We start from the raw sequence: 18,269 nt of genomic DNA, 5'->3' as shown, positions 1-18,269 counted from the left end.
AGCGTCGATGGTAGTGTGGGGTTTCCCCATGTGAGAGTAGAACATCGCCAGGCTTTAAATTTAGTTTTTGCCTTTTTAAGAAGGTGAAAACAAAAACTTAGACTTAAATGTCTAACCAGTGCGGAGCGGTAGTTCAGTTGGTTAGAATACCGGCCTGTCACGCCGGGGGTCGCGGGTTCGAGTCCCGTCCGCTCCGCCACTTATTCCGAGAGTCGTCTCACTAAACACGAACTACAGGGGTGTAGCTCCAATTGGCAGAGCAGCGGATTCCAAATCCGCGTGTTGGGAGTTCGAATCTCTCCACCCCTGCCATATTTAAGGCTCTAGCAGAAATGCTAGAGCCTTTTTCGTTTTATCACTTTTCTGCTTCTGCTTCTCCCTCAAATTGTCAGTCATACTTATGTCTCGCGGTATGTGTGCTATTTTGTAGTGCATAGCTAGTGCTCAACGTGATTAGAAGGTGACTTCCTGTTATCATCGGCGCTGAATTCTAATAATTAGGAAGCAAGTCTATGCCACATCTTCGATTTCGCGCAGTAGAGCCTCAAACCGTTCAAGCTTTATCAAAGCCTCTTACTGACGAATTACAGCCATTAATGGAATGTCCTCGTGAAGACTTCACGTTTGAATACATCTACAGTACTTTCTTCAGTGAAGGTGAAGTAAGCAGTGCATATCCTTTTGTTGAAGTTCTGTGGTTTGACCGTGGGCAAGAGACTCAGAATAAAGTGGCTAAAGCGATTACTGAGCAAGTTCGTGGTATTGCCGGTGAAGATATCGATGTTGCGGTAATTTTCTCTGCACTCTCTCCTAAAGGCTACTATGATAATGGTGACCACTATTAAGGAATGAGCGTGATGAAGCTGAGTCTTTCTTTTTGTTTAAGTTTTCTATTCTCAGCTTCTCTTTCTGCTACTCCGTGGGAGCAGGTCTCTGGTCCCACAAATAACACATCCTCTTCTATCGGCAGTTATGCGAATGGCTGTTTAGATGGTGCTTCTCCTCTCCCGCTTGATGGTATTGGTTATCAGGTTTTACGCAGTAAAACGAAGCGTTACTATGGGCATCCTCATACAATAAGCTTTGTTGAAGAGTTAGCGAAAAAAAACAGTAAAGATCTCAACACAACGTTACTTATTGGGGACTTATCCCTAGCTCGTGGTGGACGTTTTTCTTCTGGCCACTCTAGTCATCAAACTGGCCTAGATATTGATATTTGGCTGCGATTGGCCGATGAACCGCTTTCTTATAATGAGCTTCAACTTCCGAAACCCATGAGTGTCGTAGATCTTAAAAAATACAAGATTCTAGAACACCGTTGGGAAGATAGGCACTTTGAACTGATTCGAAGTGCCGCGAAGAGTCAAGGTGTTGCTCGTATCTTTGTTCATCCAGTGATTAAAGAGCAGTTATGTAAGCAAGAAGGTGAGAAAGACCGAAATTGGTTACGTAAGGTTCGGCCTTGGTGGGGGCATCATTACCACTTCCACGTGAGATTAACTTGCCCTGAGTCGAGCTCTAATTGTGTTAACCAAGCGCCACCACCTGCAGGAGATGGCTGTGGAGCAGAGTTAGCAAGTTGGAAGCCGAAAGCAACGCCTCCACCTGTGACCAAAAAAACTAAGGTAACGCCTAAACCGAAGAAGAAAAAGATACTGCCAACACAATGCCAGCCGCTCATTACGCAGAAATAAGTGGTGAGTCCTACCAACGAAATACCAAATATGCTTTCTCTGGATCTCTATTATGAAACTGGAGAAAGATCATACTTTTGTCTACAGTGAATAATACCAGTACAAAAACTGACCTTTAGGTTTTTGTGGCATATTATAGAAATCTTATATAAACAAAGAGTTGCATTATTTTTAAATGTTGTGGTAACTCATATTAAGAAAGATCTTTTCGTCGCGATTCTCTGATTTCTTAGCAATATGTCTGTTGGTTGGTGAAAGACAAACGACAACGCAGACAAGTGTATTGAGGTGGGTAAGGAGGCTTTTCCCATCGAGAGTTAATCAAGGATAAAACCATGACTATGATTTGTGCAAAAGAGTTTGCAGAGTGGTTAAGACACAGATTTAGCAGTGATACTAAAGGAGTCTTTTTGACTCGAGAGGATGTTAATCACCTGACTGGGCGCCAACGCCTTGACCCAGGTTTTGTTAATGACGTGCATTACGAGCTGATGCAATATGGAATGGCTTTCGTTACTGATACAAGTAGGGAGAACTTTTATCTGATCCCTGTCTCGCAAGCTGAAAATTGGCGTGAGAGGTTAGAGTATCACTTCGAGAAAGAGCTGTTTTGTAATATCTATCCTATCGAAAAATCGGGTTAAAAAAAGGTTCAACTTTGTCGGCAAAGTTGAACCTCTTTCGATTACGCTAACCCTTGAATAATTACAAACTTCTCTAGCAATTGCTCGTCAGTTTCGACATGATTCGGGTCGGTGATAATGCATTTCGTAATAGGACACACTGACTGGCATGTTGGCTTTTCGTAGTGACCTTTACACTCTGTACATAGAGCAGGGTCAATCTCGAAAATACTGTCACCCATAGTAATTGCACCGTTAGGGCATTCTGGGTCACACATGTCGCAGTTGATGCACTTATCGGTAATAAGTAGTGCCATGATTACTTACCAGTTGGGTTACGGGTATCCTGACCTGCATTTAAGTTACGCATCAACAGGCCGTATTCCAGATCCATATCCTCTGGTACAGGGATAAATACAAAGTGGCCGTTACCTTTTGCGTCTTCAATTGATTCTGACTTACGGTTTTCCATCGCTTCTAGCGTAAAGATTACGTTACCTTTTGGCGTCATTAGCTCTAGGCTGTCACCAACGATGAACTTATTCTTAACTTCTACTTCTACCATGTCACCACGGCGCTTACCTGTGAACTCACCAACGAATTGCTGAGCATCTGATACAGAGTAGCCGTAGTCATAGTTTTGGTAGCTGTCGTGAGTGTGACGACGTAGGAAGCCTTCTGTGTAACCACGGTGAGCTAGGCTCTCCAATGTGCCCATTAGGCTTTCATCGAATGGCTTGCCAGCGACCGCATCATCGATTGCTTTACGGTAAACCTGTGCAGTACGAGCACAGTAGTAGAACGACTTAGTACGGCCTTCGATCTTCAATGAATGAACACCCATTTTAGTTAGGCGCTCAACGTGTTGGATTGCGCGAAGATCTTTCGAGTTCATGATGTAAGTACCATGCTCGTCTTCGAACGCTGCCATTTTTTCTTCAGGGCGATGCGCTTCAGAAAGCAGAACGACTTCATCGGTTGGTTTGCCGCGACCGATGGTTGTCTCAGGACGCTCGTCAGCGACTTCGATTGCTTGCGCTTCCGTTGGGTCAAACTTCTCTACGATGTCGCCAGTGTCGTTTTCTTTGCCTTCTTCTACTTTGTATTCCCAACGGCATGCGTTAGTGCAAGTACCTTGGTTAGGGTCACGTTTGTTGATGTAACCAGACAGTAGGCAGCGACCAGAGTAGGCCATGCATAGAGCACCGTGAACGAAAACTTCTAGTTCAGTTTCAGGACAGTGCTCGCGAATTTCTTCGATTTCTTCTAGAGAAAGCTCACGAGAAACAATCACACGCTCAACACCGTTAGCAGCCCAGAACTTCACAGTTGCCCAGTTTACTGCGTTCGCCTGTACAGACAGGTGAATTGGCATTTCTGGGAACGCTTCGCGAACCATCATGATAAGACCTGGATCAGACATGATAAGTGCGTCTGGGCCCATTTCTACCACTGGCTTAAGGTCACGGATGAAAGTTTTAAGCTTAGAGTTGTGCGGTTGGATGTTACATACCACGTAAAGCTTTTTGCCTAGGGCATGCGCTTCGTTGATACCGATTTGTAGGTTTTCGTGGTTGAACTCGTTGTTACGTACGCGAAGGCTGTAGCGAGGTTGGCCAGCGTATACTGCATCTGCGCCGTAGGCGAATGCGTAACGCATGTTTTTAAGGCTACCAGCTGGAGACAGTAGCTCTGGTACGAATGCTTTCTCTGTTGTCATTGCTCAATTCTCTTAGTATCTGATCACAAGTCAGGCCAATTCCACCTCATGGAAATGGGGCGCAAATTTTACGTCAAAATGTGACCTGTGACTAGGAGAATTATGTTTTGGATAAACAAACGCCCTCAAAAAAAGTGAGGGCGTTATGATTAATCTTTGTACGAAATTAAGCGTTAGGGTTTGGCAGACCGCCCAATGCTTCGTATAGATTTGGTAGGAAAGCGCTGAATTCGCCACACATTAGAGAGAAGTCTGCGTCGAAGCGAGCAGCCTGATCTTCGCGTGGGATGTCATCGTTTTGGTCTTTTAGTTCATCAGAGAACTTTAGACGTTTGATGCCAGAATCTTCTGCCATGATGAATTCGATACGATCTTGCCAGTTTAGTGCTAGCTTAGTCACCACTTTGTCTGCTGCGATGTGGTTGCGGATTTCATCAGTTGTCAGTTCTTGCTTCTTACAACGAATCACACCGCCTTCTTCTAGCACAGACTTAAGCTCAGCTTCGTCCATCATAGAAATGCCTTGTGGCGTGTCGCCAGTTTTCACCCATTCAGTCAAGGTCGTTTCAATCGCGACTTCAGGGATTGCAGGCACAACAGGTAGGCTACCCATTGTTTTACGTAATAGTGCCAATACATCTTCTGCTTTTTTATAGCTGCTTGCATCAACAAGGATGAAGCCTTCTTTTGGCATGATAAGCACGTGAGTATGGCTACTACGGCTAAATGCACGTGGTAGTAGATCCATCACGATGTCATCTTTGAGGTTGTCCTTCTCTTTCTTCTTGAGTGGGCGACCTTCTTGCGCTTCCATTGCTTCAACTTTGGCATTCAATGAATCTTTGATCACTGATGCAGGAAGCATTTTCTCTTCTTTCTTAGCGCAAACAAGAATGCGGTTTTCAGAAACGTGCGTCATCATGTCGCCGTGTCTGCCCATTGCACTAACCCAACCAAATTTTTGTTTATCTTGGCTGCCACAAGGGGTAAATCGGAACTCTGAAAGTTGAGTTTCTAGTTGATCGGCGTTGAAGCTAACCTCACGGTTAACACGGTATACCAGACAGTTTTTAAACCACATAAATCTTCTCTAGGCTTGATGACAAGGGGCTAATCATAGGGAATTTTCCGACTGATGTCCTAATAGAATTGAAAAAGATCATGATGAATCTCAAAAGAAACTTATATGAAAATTTGTTTTCAAAGGTCACAAAAGTGTCATAATTGATGGTAATAATGCTTATGCATAGAGGGGCGCTTGGTCTCTTAAATTCATTAGCTTAACTAACATAAGGTTACTCAATTATGTCTAGAAGGATTCTGGTTGTTGAAGACGAAGCTCCAATTCGCGAAATGTTGTGCTTCGTGCTTGAACAGAAAGGTTATCAAGCAGTAGAAGCAGAAGATTATGATACTGCGGTAACTAAACTGGCTGAACCCTTCCCAGATTTAGTGCTACTAGATTGGATGTTACCTGGTGGTAGTGGCATCAACTTCATCAAACACATGAAGCGTGAAGAGTTAACGCGCAATATTCCTGTCGTAATGCTAACAGCTCGCGGTGAGGAAGAAGACAAGGTTCGTGGCCTTGAAGTTGGTGCAGACGATTACATCACTAAGCCTTTTTCACCAAAAGAGTTAGTAGCTCGCCTTAAAGCGGTTATTCGCCGAGTAACGCCAACAGCGCTTGAAGATGTGATTGATGTACAAGGTCTGAAGTTGGACCCTGTTTCTCACCGCGTGACCGCAAATAATGAAGCGGTTGATATGGGACCAACAGAGTTCAAAATGCTGCACTTCTTTATGACGCACCAAGAGCGCGTTTACAGTCGTGAACAACTGCTAAACAACGTTTGGGGCACCAACGTGTATGTTGAAGACCGTACCGTTGACGTACACATTCGTCGCTTGCGTAAAGCACTTGAAGCGGCAGGTCACGACAAACTAATCCAAACCGTTCGTGGTGCAGGTTACCGTTTCTCGACGAAGGCATAACATCGCTAGCAGCTTATCAATACCATTTCTGGAGTAATGAGTGGTTGAAAGATTAACTTGGAAAAAGCTGGCCTGGGAGCTGGCTTTTTTTTACACCCCTTGGGTGATCATAGGATGGATATTCGGTTATATGCCGTGGTTGCTTCTGGCGGCCACGGCTTTGCAGCTTGTCTGGCATCTGCATAATCAGGTTCGCTTATCGGCTTGGTTATGGGATGAAAAGCGTCTGACCCCACCATCAGGTAGTGGTAACTGGGAATCTTTGTTTAACGGTTTATACCGCTTACAACAACGTCAGCGTCGAAAACGTAAAGAGCTCACCAATTTAATTCGCCGTTTCCGTAATGGTGCTGAATCGCTACCGGATGCGGTAGTGGTTTTTCGTGCTGAAGGCAATATTGTGTGGTGTAACAAGCTTGCTCAGCACCTTTTAGGATTCCACTGGCCAGAAGATTCTGGACAGCCTATTTCTAATCTCATCCGTACTCCTGATTTTATCAAGTACATCAACAAGCAAGATTTCTCTGAGCCGCTAGAAATGCGCTCGCCGCTCAACGTCGAACGTATGTTGGAATTGCGTATCGTGCCTTACACCGAAGGCGAACATTTGATGGTGGTGCGTGATGTGAGCCAGCTTAAACAGCTTGAAGGTATGCGCCGTAACTTTTTCGCTAACGTATCTCATGAACTGCGTACCCCTATGACGGTACTGCAAGGCTATTTAGAGATGACGGAAGATCCAGACATGATCGTTGGTCCAATGTGGAGTAAAGCACATGGTGTAATGACCGAGCAGCTAAATCGAATGAACAGTTTGGTGAACCAGTTATTAACGCTGTCTAAGATCGAAGCGGCGCCAATGCATGAGCTAGAAGACGTTGTGAACGTACCAAGTATGTTAGAAGTGCTTGAGAAAGAAGCGATCAGTTTGAGTGGTGATGATAAGCACCAGTTGACTTTCGATGTTGATTCTAGCTTACGTGTCCTTGGTGATGATGACCAGTTACGCAGTGCTATCTCCAACTTAGTTTACAACGCGGTGAAGTACACCCCTCCAGGTGCTCACGTTAATGTCCGTTGGTATCAAACCGCACAAGGTGCTTGTCTAGAGGTTGAAGACAGCGGTGATGGTATTGAGCCACAACACTTACATCGATTGACCGAACGTTTCTATCGCGTGGATAAAGCACGCTCTCGTGATACGGGGGGCAGTGGTCTCGGTTTGGCCATCGTGAAGCACGCATTGAGCCACCATGACTCTCACCTCGAAATCTACAGTGAAGTTGGTGTCGGCAGTAAGTTCTCTTTCATCCTACCAAGTCGTTTGGTGGTGAAGTAATGAGTGTCGTATCCAAAGCTATTAAGAAAATCACTCTAGCCATGTTGGTGCTCTCCAGCGTGGCATTTGCACAAGATCAACCGTTGCCGAATTATCAAAAGACGACGGGTATTGCGGGTAACTTATTGTCTGTCGGCTCAGATACGTTAGCAGGCATGACCACACTTTGGGTAGAAGAGTTTAAATCTATCTACCCGAACATTAATGCTCAGGTTCAGGCGTCTGGTTCATCGACTGCGCCACCGGCGTTAACGGAACAAACGGCGCAATTCGGTCCAATGAGTCGTTCAATGCGTATGCGTGAAATCGAAGCATTTGAGCGTGTACATGGTTACAAGCCAACGGCACTTCGTGTTGCAATTGATGCGATTGGCATCTTCGTTCATCAAGACAACCCAATCAAAGGGCTTAACTTTCATCAGTTGGATGCAATGTTCTCGGCGACATTGCGCTGCGGTGAAAGTGAGTTCATCACCAACTGGCGTGAGTTAGGCATCAAAGCCGAGTGGGCAAAACGTAACTTGCAGCTGTTTGGGCGTAACTCAGTATCGGGTACGTACGGTTATTTTAAAAGTAATGCCTTGTGTGGCGGTGATTTTAAAACTCGTGTGAACGAGCAACCGGGATCTGCATCAGTGGTGCAGTCTGTTGCATCTACGATTAGTGGTGTAGGTTATTCAGGCGTAGGCTATCGCGTGGCGGGTGTTCGTTTAGTCCCAATTGCGAAAACAGGCACAGATTACGTTAGCCCTGTGCGTGAAAATATCATCTCAGGTAAGTACCCACTATCACGTTACCTCTATGTATACGTGAATAAACATCCTGATTACCCGCTAAGCCCAATTGAAGCTGAGTTCATTCGCTTTATGTTCTCTGCCCAAGGGCAAGCGCTGGTTGCGAAAGACGGTTATGTCCCGATTACTGCTGATTTTGCTGCAGAGGAATTGAAAAAGGTCGGTTTGTAAGCTGACCTTTTTCTTTGTCTCATGAGTTTACAGCTAGAAGCTCAATGTCCATCTTGCGCTTTCCCAACGTTGCTGTTCTTCCTGCAAATCAGCACCGAGCAGTTTGTTACTCTCCAACCAATCTTCTTCTACGCAGGTAAGTACCCACTTATCTTCTTGTATCGATAGTGTCAGCTCTGGTAGTGGGTCATCATTGCGTTGACCGTTGACCACAATGGCTAGGCGTAGAATTTTAATTAAGTTGATGATGTCACTCTCTTTGTAGAGATTGAACTCTGGGAACTCATTAAGCTTGAGGGATTTACGTTGGAAGCGAGCTAAAGTCGCCAATACCAATTGCTGTTCGCGGTTAAAGCCGGGTAAGTTGGAGTGCAGCAGAATGTAGAATGAGTGACGATGGAAACCGCGCAGACTGATGCTCAAGCCGACTTCATGCAGCAAAGCAGCCCATTCTAGTAAATCAAACAGCTCACTCTTCTTCTTGATACCAAGTTCAGAACGAACATTGCACAGCATCTCTCTTGCATGACCTTTTATGCGCGCTGCGTGTTCGATATCAACGCGATGTTGTTTTGCTAGATTTTCTGTGGTGCGCATACGAATATCAGAACGGGCGAAGCGTTCTTCCATCTCGTAAAGCAGACCTTCACGTAATGCGCCATCCGAGAAGAACATCTGGTTGATTTTTAGTGATTGGAAGATGGCAGACAAAATGGCTACACCAGCGGCAAAGACTGGCTTGCGTTCATCGGTCAGACCAACAAGCTCGATATCATCAATGGAATCAAACTCGCACAATGTGTCGATGAGCTTACCCAAACGCTTGTTGGTGATCAGTCCATCCTCATGACCCAATCCAATCAATACTTCGCGAATCGCTTTATTAGTTCCGGAAGAGCCGAGGGCAATATCCCAGCCTTTCTTGCGGTATTTGGCAGCAACGGATTCCATGCGTTGCTCTGCGGCGATAATCGCTTTGCTGAAGTTCTTACGTGACAGTTTGCCATTATTGAAGAACTGCTCGGTAAAGCTTACACAACCCATTTGCTTGCTGTTCAGAAGCTCTGGGTCAAACTCTTGACCAATGATCATCTCAGTACTGCCGCCACCGATGTCGACGACCAGTTTGGAGTTAGATTCCGCTTGAGTATGTGCGACGCCGAGATAGATGAGGCGAGCTTCTTCTTCGCCCGGAATAATTTCAATTGGAAAAGGCAGCACCTCTTTGGCTCGTTGGATAAAGAGATGGGCGTTGTTAGCACGCCTTAAAGTGTGGGTGGCTGCAATTCTTACGTTTGAAGCTTCAAAGCCTTGCAAGCGTTCGGCGAACATCGCGAGGCACTCAAGACCTCGTTCCATTGCTGCATGGCTAAGATTGAGCTCTGAATCGAGTCCGGCAGCTAACCGTACGCGTTGTTTATGGCGACTGACAAGTTGAAGATCACTACCGACAACTTTCGCTACCACCATATGGAAACTGTTTGACCCGAGGTCAATTGCAGCGATATGGCGTACATCTTGTTCAAGTATTTGAGGCATCGGCTTTTTGTTTTCTTATTTGCTTCTCTATATTTTTAAGATAGTCGTAGATGGCAACTTGTGAGCGAACTTTTTTACGATTACCTCGCGGTACGTAGCTGTTACTCATCTCTTTATCTATCAGGCGAGCTTTTACTGTATCGGTAAAGTGAATGTTAGTTATATCAATAATCCTCTGTTTCAAACGTGGATCACGGACGGGGGCTGCAACTTCAATTCGATGATCGATATTTCGAGTCATCCAGTCCGCTGAGGAGATGTACACCTGTGGTTCGCCGTCATTGTGAGTAATTACCACGCGAGGATGCTCTAGGAAGCGATCGACGATACTGATGATCTGAATGTTCTCGCTCACCCCTTCAATGCCTGGGACCAATGAGCACATACCACGAATGATCATCTTGATTTTTACTCCAGCATTACTCGCGCCGTAGAGTTTATTGACGATGCCTTTATCGACGAGGTTATTGACCTTGATGGTCAGTGCTGCTTTTTTTCCTGCTTTGGCATTGGCAATTTCGTTGTCAATTAAGCGATATAATTGTGTTCGTGAGTTTCGTGGAGAGACAATCAAATGATTGAACTTCACCGGACGGTATGGATTTTCGATATAGCCAAATACATTTCGTACCTCATCGGTGAGTTCTTGATCGGCGGTCAGCAAGGTAAGGTCCGTGTACACTTGTGCTGTTTTCTCGTGAAAGTTCCCAGTACCAATGTGAGCGTAGCGAACAATCTCTCCGTCTTCACGACGGCTTATTAGCAGTAACTTGGAGTGAATCTTAAGACCAGGGGCGCCGAAGACGACATGTACACCAGCCTCCGTTAGTATTTTGGACCACTCGATATTCGCTTCTTCATCGAAGCGAGCTTGCAGCTCCACAACAACGGTGACTCCCTTGCCATTATGTACAGCATCGATCAACGAGTTCATCAAACGCGAGTCTTTGGCGACACGGTAGATGTTGATCTTGATGCTTAGGACTTTAGGATCGAACGAGGCTTGTCGAACCAATTCCGAAATATGATCAAAGGTATGATAAGGGTAGTGCAGCAGTATATCGTTGGCTTTGATGGCTTCAAAACTGTTTGCATAGCCCTCAAAGTCTGCACACTTCATTGGCGGCATCGGTTTGTTTTCTAAATAATCTCGGCCAACGTTAGGAAAACCAATAAAGTCTTTGAAATTATGATAGCGCCCACCAGGGATGAGGTTGTCGTAATTAGAAATCTGTAGTTTTTTGCATAAAAAATCGAGCATCTTTTGCGGCATATCTCGCTCATATACAAAGCGTACAGGTAAGGCGGTAAGACGTTGATTCACCCCTTCAGACATTTGTTCAAGCAGGCTAAACTCAACCTCGTAACGCAAGTCGTACTCAGCATCACGGGTCATTTTCATCGCATAGCCGTTAAGAGCATCGTATTCGAAAAAGCCTTTAAAAAGTTCATCAAGGCAATAGCGAATAATATTGTCGAGTAAAATGATCGTTTTACGTCGCTTGCCTTTTTTTTCAGGCAACATAACAAAGCGAGGTAAGTGATCGGTTGGGATCTCAATTAAAGCGTATTGGGATTGATCGCCTTTTTGCAGATCGACCGTAATGTAAGCGTATTCGTCTTTAAGAAACTGCAGAACATCAATATCTTCTTTAATAAGAAGAGGGGTAATGTGCGGCATGACTTCTTTACGAAAATACTTGGTTACCCAACGTTTTTGTGTGTCATCTAATTGGTGCTCATTAACTAAAAAAATCCGACGTCGTGCCATTTCACGTATTAATTCACTGTATAATTCATCGAATTGTTCGTTTAGCTTCAATGCTTTGGTTTGCATCTTTGTTAACAAGTGCTTAGAGTTGTCGCTTCCACCGCGTTCTTGGCTGATCAAGATCCGACGTTTTACATCCGCAAAGCGTACTTTATAGAATTCATCTAAGTTATTGGAAAATATCCCGAGAAATCGAATTCGTTCAATGAGAGGGACGGTTTTGTCGGCAGCTTCTTGTAGTACTCGTTCGTTGAAAGATAACCAACTAAGTTCTTTTTCTATATAGAGTTTTTCTGCGCTCATAACCTTACCTAGCCTAAAAAAGAGTGAATCCGCACTCATCGAGGGATAAAAGAGGAGTGTGAACATTATGAGTTTTTCATTACAGATTTATTTCATACTACGGCATGCATAAGAGTTGTATTCTTTTCAGTCGTTTAATGTGATCTGTAATATAATTGTCATCTTAACGACATATTCTAGTACTAAGTCAAAAAGGGTAGAGAGATCAATGGCACAAGCCGAGTTTTCATTGCAGGAAAAAGATAAGAAGCGATTGATCAAAGATCGTTTAGTTCGATTTGCAGTGACATCCGGTGGTGTAGGCGTGTTAGCCGCCCTTGTTTTGATCTTCGTTTACCTTGCAATGGTGATCATCCCTCTGTTTTCTGATGCAGAGGTCGAAACCAATTATGCCTCTAGAGCAACCCAAAGTGGGAAACCTCTCGCAATTTCAGTCGATGACTATTCTCAAATTGGACTGGTGTTAACCCAGTCGGGGGAGGTTCGTTTCTTATCGCTGGATCACCCGAGTAAGCCAGCTTTATACACACAGCAAATGGCTCGTAACCCTGTTGCGTTTGCTCAATCTGCCCCTGGTTTAGGTTGGTATGGATTAGTTGATGAAAATGGTTTCGCTTACCTTTTTAAGCCAGAATTTAACGCGACACTAAGAGAAAATACCCGTCCACCGGAGGTCATTCCTTTTCATTCTGGCATGGATATGCAGCTAACGAATGCCAGCGATCCGGTAACACAGTTTGTTTTTAGTGCTTCGACCCAAACCCCAACGTTAGTATGGCAGACTCAGACAGGAGTGCTTAAAGCTCGCTGGCAAGAGCCACAGCTATTAGACGCACCGCCGAGCACCATTGATTACACTTTTTCATCAGGTTTTGATTCGCCCGATCAAATGTTACTAACACCTGACGGAAAGAATTTGTACCTGCGTAATGGCTCCGAGCTGATTGTGTTAGTGAAAGGAGAAGATAAGTTCTCTGTGCGTGAGGTCATCGATCTTACTCAAGGTGATACTAAACATTCGGTGAGAACCATTGACTTATTAGCTGGCGCTTATTCCATCTTGGTTACTCATAACGATGGTCACGTTTCTCAATGGTTTGATACCCTACAAGGTGATCAACGCACCTTGACGCATATTCGTGAATTCAAGTTGGCATCGGAGCTTAAGTACTTGTTGCCGGATTCCCACCGTAAAGGCTTTTACAGCTTCTACACTAACGGAACGTTGCAGAGCCATTACACCACCAGCGAGAAACTGGTGCTGTTTAAGCGTGCATACAAGCAGGCACCTGTGATGGCGGGAATGTCGAATAACGAGCGTTATCTGATTACTTGGCAAAATGACGAGTTAAATGTGGCGTTCGTTGATAACCCATACCCAGAAGTATCGTTGTCATCTTTATGGCAAAAAGTGTGGTATGAAGGTTACCCTGAGCCAGAGTTTGTATGGCAATCGACCTCGGCCAGTGATGATTTCGAAGCGAAATTCAGCTTGGTTCCTATTGCGTTTGGGACCATTAAAGCGGCGATGTTCGCGATGTTATTCTCGGTACCTTTGGCGGTACTAGGAGCGATTTATACGGCTTATTTTATGTCGCCTCGAATGCGTCGTGTGGTAAAGCCTTCAATTGAGTTAATGGAAGCTTTGCCGACGGTTATCATTGGTTTCCTTGCCGGGCTTTGGTTCGCTCCGATTGTGGAAGACCACCTGATTACCGTTGTGGTGATGCTGTTTGTTTTGCCTCTGAGCACCATGGTGATGGGCGGACTATGGGCGCTGATCCCACAACTAATACGTAACCGCCTGCCAAACGGATGGCATGCTTTGGTGTTAATGCCTTTGATTTTGCTGTTGATTGGTTTAGGTGTGTGGGTATCGCCAATGCTTGAGCAAGCCTTCTTTGGTGGTGACATGCGTTTGTTCCTGACTGATCATGGTATTGGCTTTGACCAACGCAACGCGCTGGTGGTTGGCTTAGCGATGGGCTTTGCGGTTATCCCTACGATTTTCACCATTGCAGAAGATGCAATTTTCTCAGTGCCGAAGCACCTATCGGATGGCTCATTAGCTCTGGGAGCCACGCCATGGCAAACCTTGATTTATGTCGTCCTGCTGACAGCCAGTCCGGGGATTTTCTCGGCAATCATGATGGGGCTTGGTCGCGCTGTGGGGGAGACCATGATTGTGTTAATGGCGACGGGCAATACACCATTAATGGATTGGAACGTGCTAGAAGGCTTACGTAGCTTGTCGGCAACCATTGCGGTTGAATTGCCAGAGTCGGAAGTGGGCAGTTCTCACTACCGATTATTGTTCCTATCAGCATTAATTTTGTTTGTCTTCACCTTTGCGGTGAATGCATTGGCGGAATGGGTTCGTCAAAGGCTGAGAGATAAATATCGTGCGTTGTAATCAGTTAATGAAAGAGCGAGTAATAGCGTGTTAAATTGGATTCGTTCTGGCGCACCTTGGATATGGTTAACTGGGGGAGCGGTAAGCATCAGTTTGCTTTCTGTCCTTGGTTTATTGCTGTTGATTGGTTGGAAGGGACTCACATACTTCTGGCCCGCGCCACTTTATCAATGGAATGTTGCTGCGCTGACTCCTGTGCAGGGCGAAGTGTTGCATGAAAACTCGACTCTTGTTGGTCAAGTTTACGAGCGCAGTTTTGTACCAAGAAGTTACCTACCAGAAGATGCGGCGAATAAACTCGAGGATGATGAAGAATTCGCGACGCGCTTAAACATCAAAATTGCTAACCGTGAATTGTATCCATCAGATTTTATTTCTGTGCTGAAAATACAGTTGGATGACCCGACGACGCCGAGTGAATGGGCAGTGATCGAACGCAGCAGTGGTGGCTACTTCTTCGGTAAATTTGTAGCCTTCCAAGACGGGGAAAAACGCTACGAAAACAACATCCAAACGCTTTTGGATCAGAAGCTCGATGATGCAGAAACCTTACATCATGAAATTGATATGTTGGTGGATGATCAAGTAAAAGACTTGGGGTGGCAGTTAGAGCAGCTTCGCTTAGATAAACGCAAGCACGAGCTCAACGACACCATCACGGACGAGTTTTTGGTGAACAATAGCCAACGAAAAGCCGAAATTGAAGCGGAACTCGCGAAGCTAGATACTCAGCTTGATGGTTTACGTTTAGGCTTCTCTGATTACTCTCTTATTGTCGAAGACATGACTGGAACTCAGGTTGCGATTCCGTTAGAAGATATTTTGGACTACTGGTATCCAAACCAAATGTCATTACCTGAGAAGGTTGCCCATTGGGGGAAACAGGTTTGGAAGTTTTTATCCGAAGACCCTCGCGAATCGAACTCTGAAGGTGGTGTTTTTCCGGCAATTTTCGGTACGGTTTTCTTGGTTATCATCATGTCTATCATCGTGATGCCATTGGGCGTAGTTGCGGCGATTTACTTACATGAGTATGCCAAGAACAATGCTCTTACTCGCGTGATTCGTATTGCAGTTATTAATCTTGCTGGTGTTCCTTCGATCGTTTACGGCGTGTTTGGTTTAGGCTTTTTTGTTTACACTATTGGCGCCTCTATCGATAACCTGTTTTACGCCGAGCGATTACCCGCTCCAACCTTTGGCACGCCTGGCTTATTGTGGTCAGCACTGACTCTGGCTGTCTTGACGTTACCGGTGGTGATTGTCACCACGGAAGAAGGCTTAACCCGTATTCCTAGCTCTGTTCGTCATGGATCGTTGGCGTTGGGCGCAACGCAGTTCGAAACGTTGTGGCGTGTCGTATTGCCTATGGCAACCCCTGCGATCATTACAGGTTTAATTCTCGCAATTGCCCGAGCTGCGGGGGAAGTGGCACCATTGATGCTGGTGGGCGTTGTGAAGTTAGCTTCTAGCTTGCCAGTGGATGGGCAATTCCCTTATGTGCACTTGGACAGAAAGTTTATGCACCTAGGCTTCCACATTTACGATGTTGGCTTCCAGACTTCGAATATCGAAGCCGCGCGTCCGCTGGTTTACGCGACTTCTTTCTTACTCGTGACGGTTATTGTCGGACTAAACTTAACAGCAATCAGCATTCGTAATAATCTGCGAGAGAAATACAGAACTTTAGGACAAGATTAAGCATGTTTAACTTTGATAATACATTGGGTTACGAGCCACCATTGGATGTGCATAACCTGACGGATGAACAAACGGCTATCTCGATTGAGAACCTTAATCTTTTCTATGGTCAGGCTCAGGCGCTACATGATATCTCCATGCGTATTCCGAAAGGGCGCGTAACGGCGTTCATCGGCCCGTCAGGTTGTGGTAAATCCACACTGCTGCGCTGTATCAACCGAATGAACGACTTAGTTGAAGGTTGTAAAGTGACGGGTAAAGTACGTCTGCATGGTAAGAACGTCTACAACCCAAGTGTGGATGTCGCCACGCTGCGTCGCCGAGTTGGCATGGTATTCCAGCGCCCAAACCCATTCCCTAAGTCGATTTACGAAAACGTGGTTTATGGCCTTCGTCTGCAAGGTGTGAAGAACAGTCGCATGTTGGATGATGCGGTCGAGCGTTCACTACGCTCTGCGGCATTATGGGACGAAGTAAAAGACCGTCTGCATGAAAACGCATTTGGACTTTCTGGCGGCCAACAACAGCGTTTGGTGATTGCTCGTGCCGTCGCTATCGAACCTGAAGTTCTATTATTGGATGAACCGACATCGGCATTGGACCCAATATCAACTTTAACTATTGAAGAGCTTATCAATGAGCTCAAGACTCAATATACTGTGGTTATCGTTACCCATAACATGCAACAAGCGGCGCGTGTCAGTGATCACACTGCATTTATCCATATGGGTAAGTTGATTGAATACTCGGATGCGGATTCGATCTTCACTTCTCCAATGAAGAAACAAACCGAAGATTACATCACCGGTCGTTACGGTTAAGTTACGATCTCTTAAGGATTAAAGGAAAGCCATGCACTTTGGACGTCACATCTCAGGACAATTTAACGTAGAGCTAGAATCGATTCGTACCCATGTACTTACCATGGGCGGCTTGGTAGAGCAGCAACTCTCGTATGCTATTCAAGCCTTGCATAAGGAAGATATCGAACTGGCGCGTAAAGTTGTGCGTGATGATCATAAAGTGAACGCGATGGAAGTGTCTATTGATGATGCTTGTACCCGTATCATTGCCAAGCGTCAGCCAACTGCAAAAGACTTACGTTTGATCATGGCGATTATTAAGACCATCACCGATCTTGAGCGTATTGGTGATGTTGCGACGCGCATTGCTTATGTCGCAATTGAAAGCCCATCATCGCAAGAACGTCAGTTTCATGTATCGTTAGAGCCACTATGTCGTCAAGCGATCCAGATGCTACACCAAGTGTTAGATGCATTTGCGCGTATGGACGTAGAAGCCGCAGCAGAAGTGCATAAGCTCGATGATAAGTTGGATGCGGAATACGAAGCGGTGATTCGTCAGTTGATGACATACATGATGGAAGACCCGAAAAATATTCCGCATATCCTGCAAGTGATGTGGTCGGCACGTGCCATTGAGCGTGTGGGCGATCGTTGTCAAAACATCTGTGAATACATCATTTATTTCGTGAAAGGCAAAGACGTACGTCACCTTGGTGATCAAAGCATCGATGACGTACTGAAGTAAGTCTTAAAGGCGCAGGCCAAAGCCCAGAGAGAAGTTAATTGCCGTATCAGTAAAGGTGTGGGTTTTATCGTTCATGAAAACGTCTAAATCCGCCCCTGCTCTTACCGACAATATTGGGTTAACTTGGTATACGTAAGCGCCACCAATACTCAATCCGTTCGCATCTCTTCGTTCATTGCGATACGTTCCATCGTACTGCGCTAATCCTAAGCTCGCTTGAAATCCCATCTGTGGTTGATGACCAAATAAGTGTTGAAAGCCAATACGGTAGGCGTCAATGGTTTCATCATAATTACCGCTCTTATAAGTAATCTGAGAGTAATCAAAATACAGTGCATCAAAGCCCGCAATATCGGTTGCCCCCAGTTGGATACCAGCCCCTCGAAATGAGCCAATCTTAACTTCTGGAGAAACATAAATACCTGAAGCTTGGACGCTAATAGGAGCGAGAATAAGGGCAGCGAGAAAGAATTTGCGTTTCATAGAGTTACCTAAATAAAAGCCTTCCTTGGCTATGGACTTATTGAGTGCAGTTTTTATCTAAAGCTAATTTGGACACCAACGCCGCCAGCAACGTCAGAGGAGGAGTACTTACCCGATGATTCGTAGTGGAAGGTGCCTGATAAACTAACTTACCTGAGATCGGTTTAAGCCA

At 45.2% G+C, this 18,269-nt stretch carries 16 protein-coding genes and 2 tRNA genes; 12 read left to right on the top strand and 6 right to left on the bottom strand.

All coding sequences use genetic code 11. The annotated features are described in order from the left end of the window. Window positions 1-122: 122 nt before the first annotated feature. The 5 genes from BCT11_RS03145 to BCT11_RS03125 all read left to right on the top strand — a co-directional run bounded on the left by BCT11_RS03145 (window position 123) and on the right by BCT11_RS03125 (window position 2,338). Window positions 123-199 (top strand) — tRNA-Asp (locus BCT11_RS03145). Between the two features lie 36 nt (window positions 200-235). Then, window positions 236-312: transfer RNA gene (locus BCT11_RS03140), tRNA-Trp, on the top strand. A 200-nt stretch (window positions 313-512) separates the two neighbouring features. Next, a complete protein-coding gene (locus BCT11_RS03135; protein ID WP_038869523.1) occupies window positions 513-845 on the top strand; it encodes a DUF1904 domain-containing protein in 333 nt (110 codons plus the stop codon). A gap of 12 nt (window positions 846-857) precedes the next feature. Continuing rightward, on the top strand, window positions 858-1,694 hold the full coding sequence (gene mepA / locus BCT11_RS03130; protein ID WP_102387059.1) for a penicillin-insensitive murein endopeptidase: 837 nt from the start codon (window positions 858-860) through the stop codon (window positions 1,692-1,694). A 335-nt stretch (window positions 1,695-2,029) separates the two neighbouring features. Beyond that, window positions 2,030-2,338, top strand: coding sequence for a hypothetical protein (locus BCT11_RS03125; protein WP_009705551.1), 309 nt, complete (start codon window positions 2,030-2,032; stop codon window positions 2,336-2,338). 41 nt (window positions 2,339-2,379) lie between these two features. Here the strand turns inward: BCT11_RS03125 and BCT11_RS03120 are convergent, their stop codons facing one another. From BCT11_RS03120 to rdgC, 3 genes are all read right to left on the bottom strand, one after another. Further along, window positions 2,380-2,634, bottom strand: coding sequence for a YfhL family 4Fe-4S dicluster ferredoxin (locus BCT11_RS03120; RefSeq protein ID WP_042606310.1), 255 nt, complete (start codon window positions 2,632-2,634; stop codon window positions 2,380-2,382). A gap of 2 nt (window positions 2,635-2,636) precedes the next feature. Then, window positions 2,637-4,037: a tRNA 5-hydroxyuridine modification protein YegQ gene (gene yegQ, locus BCT11_RS03115; RefSeq protein WP_038869526.1), complete on the bottom strand. Its 1,401-nt coding sequence runs from the start codon at window positions 4,035-4,037 to the stop codon at window positions 2,637-2,639. A 166-nt stretch (window positions 4,038-4,203) separates the two neighbouring features. Next, on the bottom strand, window positions 4,204-5,118 hold the full coding sequence (rdgC, locus tag BCT11_RS03110; RefSeq protein ID WP_038878364.1) for a recombination-associated protein RdgC: 915 nt from the start codon (window positions 5,116-5,118) through the stop codon (window positions 4,204-4,206). A gap of 224 nt (window positions 5,119-5,342) precedes the next feature. On the opposite strand from rdgC, the gene phoB reads away from it, so the two are divergent. Genes phoB through BCT11_RS03095 form a run of 3 tightly spaced genes read left to right on the top strand, consistent with a single transcriptional unit; the run spans window position 5,343 to window position 8,336 of the window. Beyond that, window positions 5,343-6,032 carry a phosphate regulon transcriptional regulator PhoB gene (gene phoB, locus BCT11_RS03105; protein ID WP_038869529.1) on the top strand — a complete coding sequence of 230 codons (690 nt, stop codon included), beginning with the start codon at window positions 5,343-5,345 and terminating at the stop codon, window positions 6,030-6,032. Window positions 6,033-6,072: 40 nt separating this feature from the next. Continuing rightward, entirely contained in the window at window positions 6,073-7,371 is a 1,299-nt protein-coding gene (phoR, locus tag BCT11_RS03100; RefSeq protein WP_038869530.1) for a phosphate regulon sensor histidine kinase PhoR, read from the top strand. Further along, entirely contained in the window at window positions 7,371-8,336 is a 966-nt protein-coding gene (locus BCT11_RS03095) for a phosphate ABC transporter substrate-binding protein PstS family protein (RefSeq protein WP_038878370.1), read from the top strand. The genes phoR and BCT11_RS03095 overlap by 1 nt, the downstream gene beginning before the upstream one ends. 33 nt (window positions 8,337-8,369) lie before the next feature. Here the strand turns inward: BCT11_RS03095 and ppx are convergent, their stop codons facing one another. Together ppx and ppk1 are read right to left on the bottom strand one after the other, a co-directional pair. Next, window positions 8,370-9,875, bottom strand: a complete 1,506-nt coding sequence (gene ppx / locus BCT11_RS03090; RefSeq protein ID WP_102387058.1) for an exopolyphosphatase — start codon at window positions 9,873-9,875, stop codon at window positions 8,370-8,372. Beyond that, a complete protein-coding gene (gene ppk1 / locus BCT11_RS03085; RefSeq protein ID WP_045404980.1) occupies window positions 9,859-11,949 on the bottom strand; it encodes a polyphosphate kinase 1 in 2,091 nt (696 codons plus the stop codon). The genes ppx and ppk1 overlap by 17 nt, the downstream gene beginning before the upstream one ends. A 208-nt stretch (window positions 11,950-12,157) precedes the next feature. Between ppk1 and BCT11_RS03080 the strand changes: the two genes are divergently transcribed. From BCT11_RS03080 to phoU, 4 genes are read left to right on the top strand one after another with little or no spacing between them, the layout of a single operon-like run. Beyond that, on the top strand, window positions 12,158-14,362 hold the full coding sequence (locus BCT11_RS03080; protein WP_102387057.1) for an ABC transporter permease subunit: 2,205 nt from the start codon (window positions 12,158-12,160) through the stop codon (window positions 14,360-14,362). Window positions 14,363-14,389: 27 nt separating this feature from the next. Continuing rightward, window positions 14,390-16,063: a phosphate ABC transporter permease PstA gene (pstA, locus tag BCT11_RS03075; protein WP_038878380.1), complete on the top strand. Its 1,674-nt coding sequence runs from the start codon at window positions 14,390-14,392 to the stop codon at window positions 16,061-16,063. Window positions 16,064-16,065: 2 nt separating this feature from the next. After that, complete coding sequence (gene pstB, locus BCT11_RS03070) at window positions 16,066-16,884, top strand: phosphate ABC transporter ATP-binding protein PstB (protein WP_005424834.1); 819 nt, start codon at window positions 16,066-16,068, stop codon at window positions 16,882-16,884. Between the two features lie 31 nt (window positions 16,885-16,915). Then, complete coding sequence (phoU, locus tag BCT11_RS03065; protein ID WP_038869541.1) at window positions 16,916-17,614, top strand: phosphate signaling complex protein PhoU; 699 nt, start codon at window positions 16,916-16,918, stop codon at window positions 17,612-17,614. Between the two features lie 3 nt (window positions 17,615-17,617). Here phoU and BCT11_RS03060 read toward each other — a convergent pair whose 3' ends face one another. After that, complete coding sequence (locus tag BCT11_RS03060; protein WP_039977023.1) at window positions 17,618-18,097, bottom strand: hypothetical protein; 480 nt, start codon at window positions 18,095-18,097, stop codon at window positions 17,618-17,620. Window positions 18,098-18,269: the final 172 nt, after the last annotated feature.

The sequence above is a fragment of the Vibrio sp. 10N.222.52.B12 genome, from assembly GCF_002875385.1.
Classification (GTDB): domain Bacteria; phylum Pseudomonadota; class Gammaproteobacteria; order Enterobacterales; family Vibrionaceae; genus Vibrio; species Vibrio jasicida.
This window is presented reverse-complemented; position numbering and strand designations above follow the sequence as displayed.

Excerpts from the sequence above, each read along its gene's own strand:
- BCT11_RS03135 (WP_038869523.1), top strand. The coding sequence starts at position 513 with ATGCCACATCTTCGATTTCGCGCAGTAGAGCCTCAAACCGTTCAAGCT.
- mepA (WP_102387059.1), top strand. The coding sequence starts at position 858 with ATGAAGCTGAGTCTTTCTTTTTGTTTAAGTTTTCTATTCTCAGCTTCT.
- BCT11_RS03125 (WP_009705551.1), top strand. The coding sequence starts at position 2,030 with ATGACTATGATTTGTGCAAAAGAGTTTGCAGAGTGGTTAAGACACAGA.
- BCT11_RS03120 (WP_042606310.1), bottom strand. The coding sequence starts at position 2,634 with ATGGCACTACTTATTACCGATAAGTGCATCAACTGCGACATGTGTGAC.
- yegQ (WP_038869526.1), bottom strand. The coding sequence starts at position 4,037 with ATGACAACAGAGAAAGCATTCGTACCAGAGCTACTGTCTCCAGCTGGT.
- rdgC (WP_038878364.1), bottom strand. The coding sequence starts at position 5,118 with ATGTGGTTTAAAAACTGTCTGGTATACCGTGTTAACCGTGAGGTTAGC.
- phoB (WP_038869529.1), top strand. The coding sequence starts at position 5,343 with ATGTCTAGAAGGATTCTGGTTGTTGAAGACGAAGCTCCAATTCGCGAA.
- BCT11_RS03095 (WP_038878370.1), top strand. The coding sequence starts at position 7,371 with ATGAGTGTCGTATCCAAAGCTATTAAGAAAATCACTCTAGCCATGTTG.
- ppx (WP_102387058.1), bottom strand. The coding sequence starts at position 9,875 with ATGCCTCAAATACTTGAACAAGATGTACGCCATATCGCTGCAATTGAC.
- ppk1 (WP_045404980.1), bottom strand. The coding sequence starts at position 11,949 with ATGAGCGCAGAAAAACTCTATATAGAAAAAGAACTTAGTTGGTTATCT.
- BCT11_RS03080 (WP_102387057.1), top strand. The coding sequence starts at position 12,158 with ATGGCACAAGCCGAGTTTTCATTGCAGGAAAAAGATAAGAAGCGATTG.
- pstB (WP_005424834.1), top strand. The coding sequence starts at position 16,066 with ATGTTTAACTTTGATAATACATTGGGTTACGAGCCACCATTGGATGTG.
- phoU (WP_038869541.1), top strand. The coding sequence starts at position 16,916 with ATGCACTTTGGACGTCACATCTCAGGACAATTTAACGTAGAGCTAGAA.
- BCT11_RS03060 (WP_039977023.1), bottom strand. The coding sequence starts at position 18,097 with ATGAAACGCAAATTCTTTCTCGCTGCCCTTATTCTCGCTCCTATTAGC.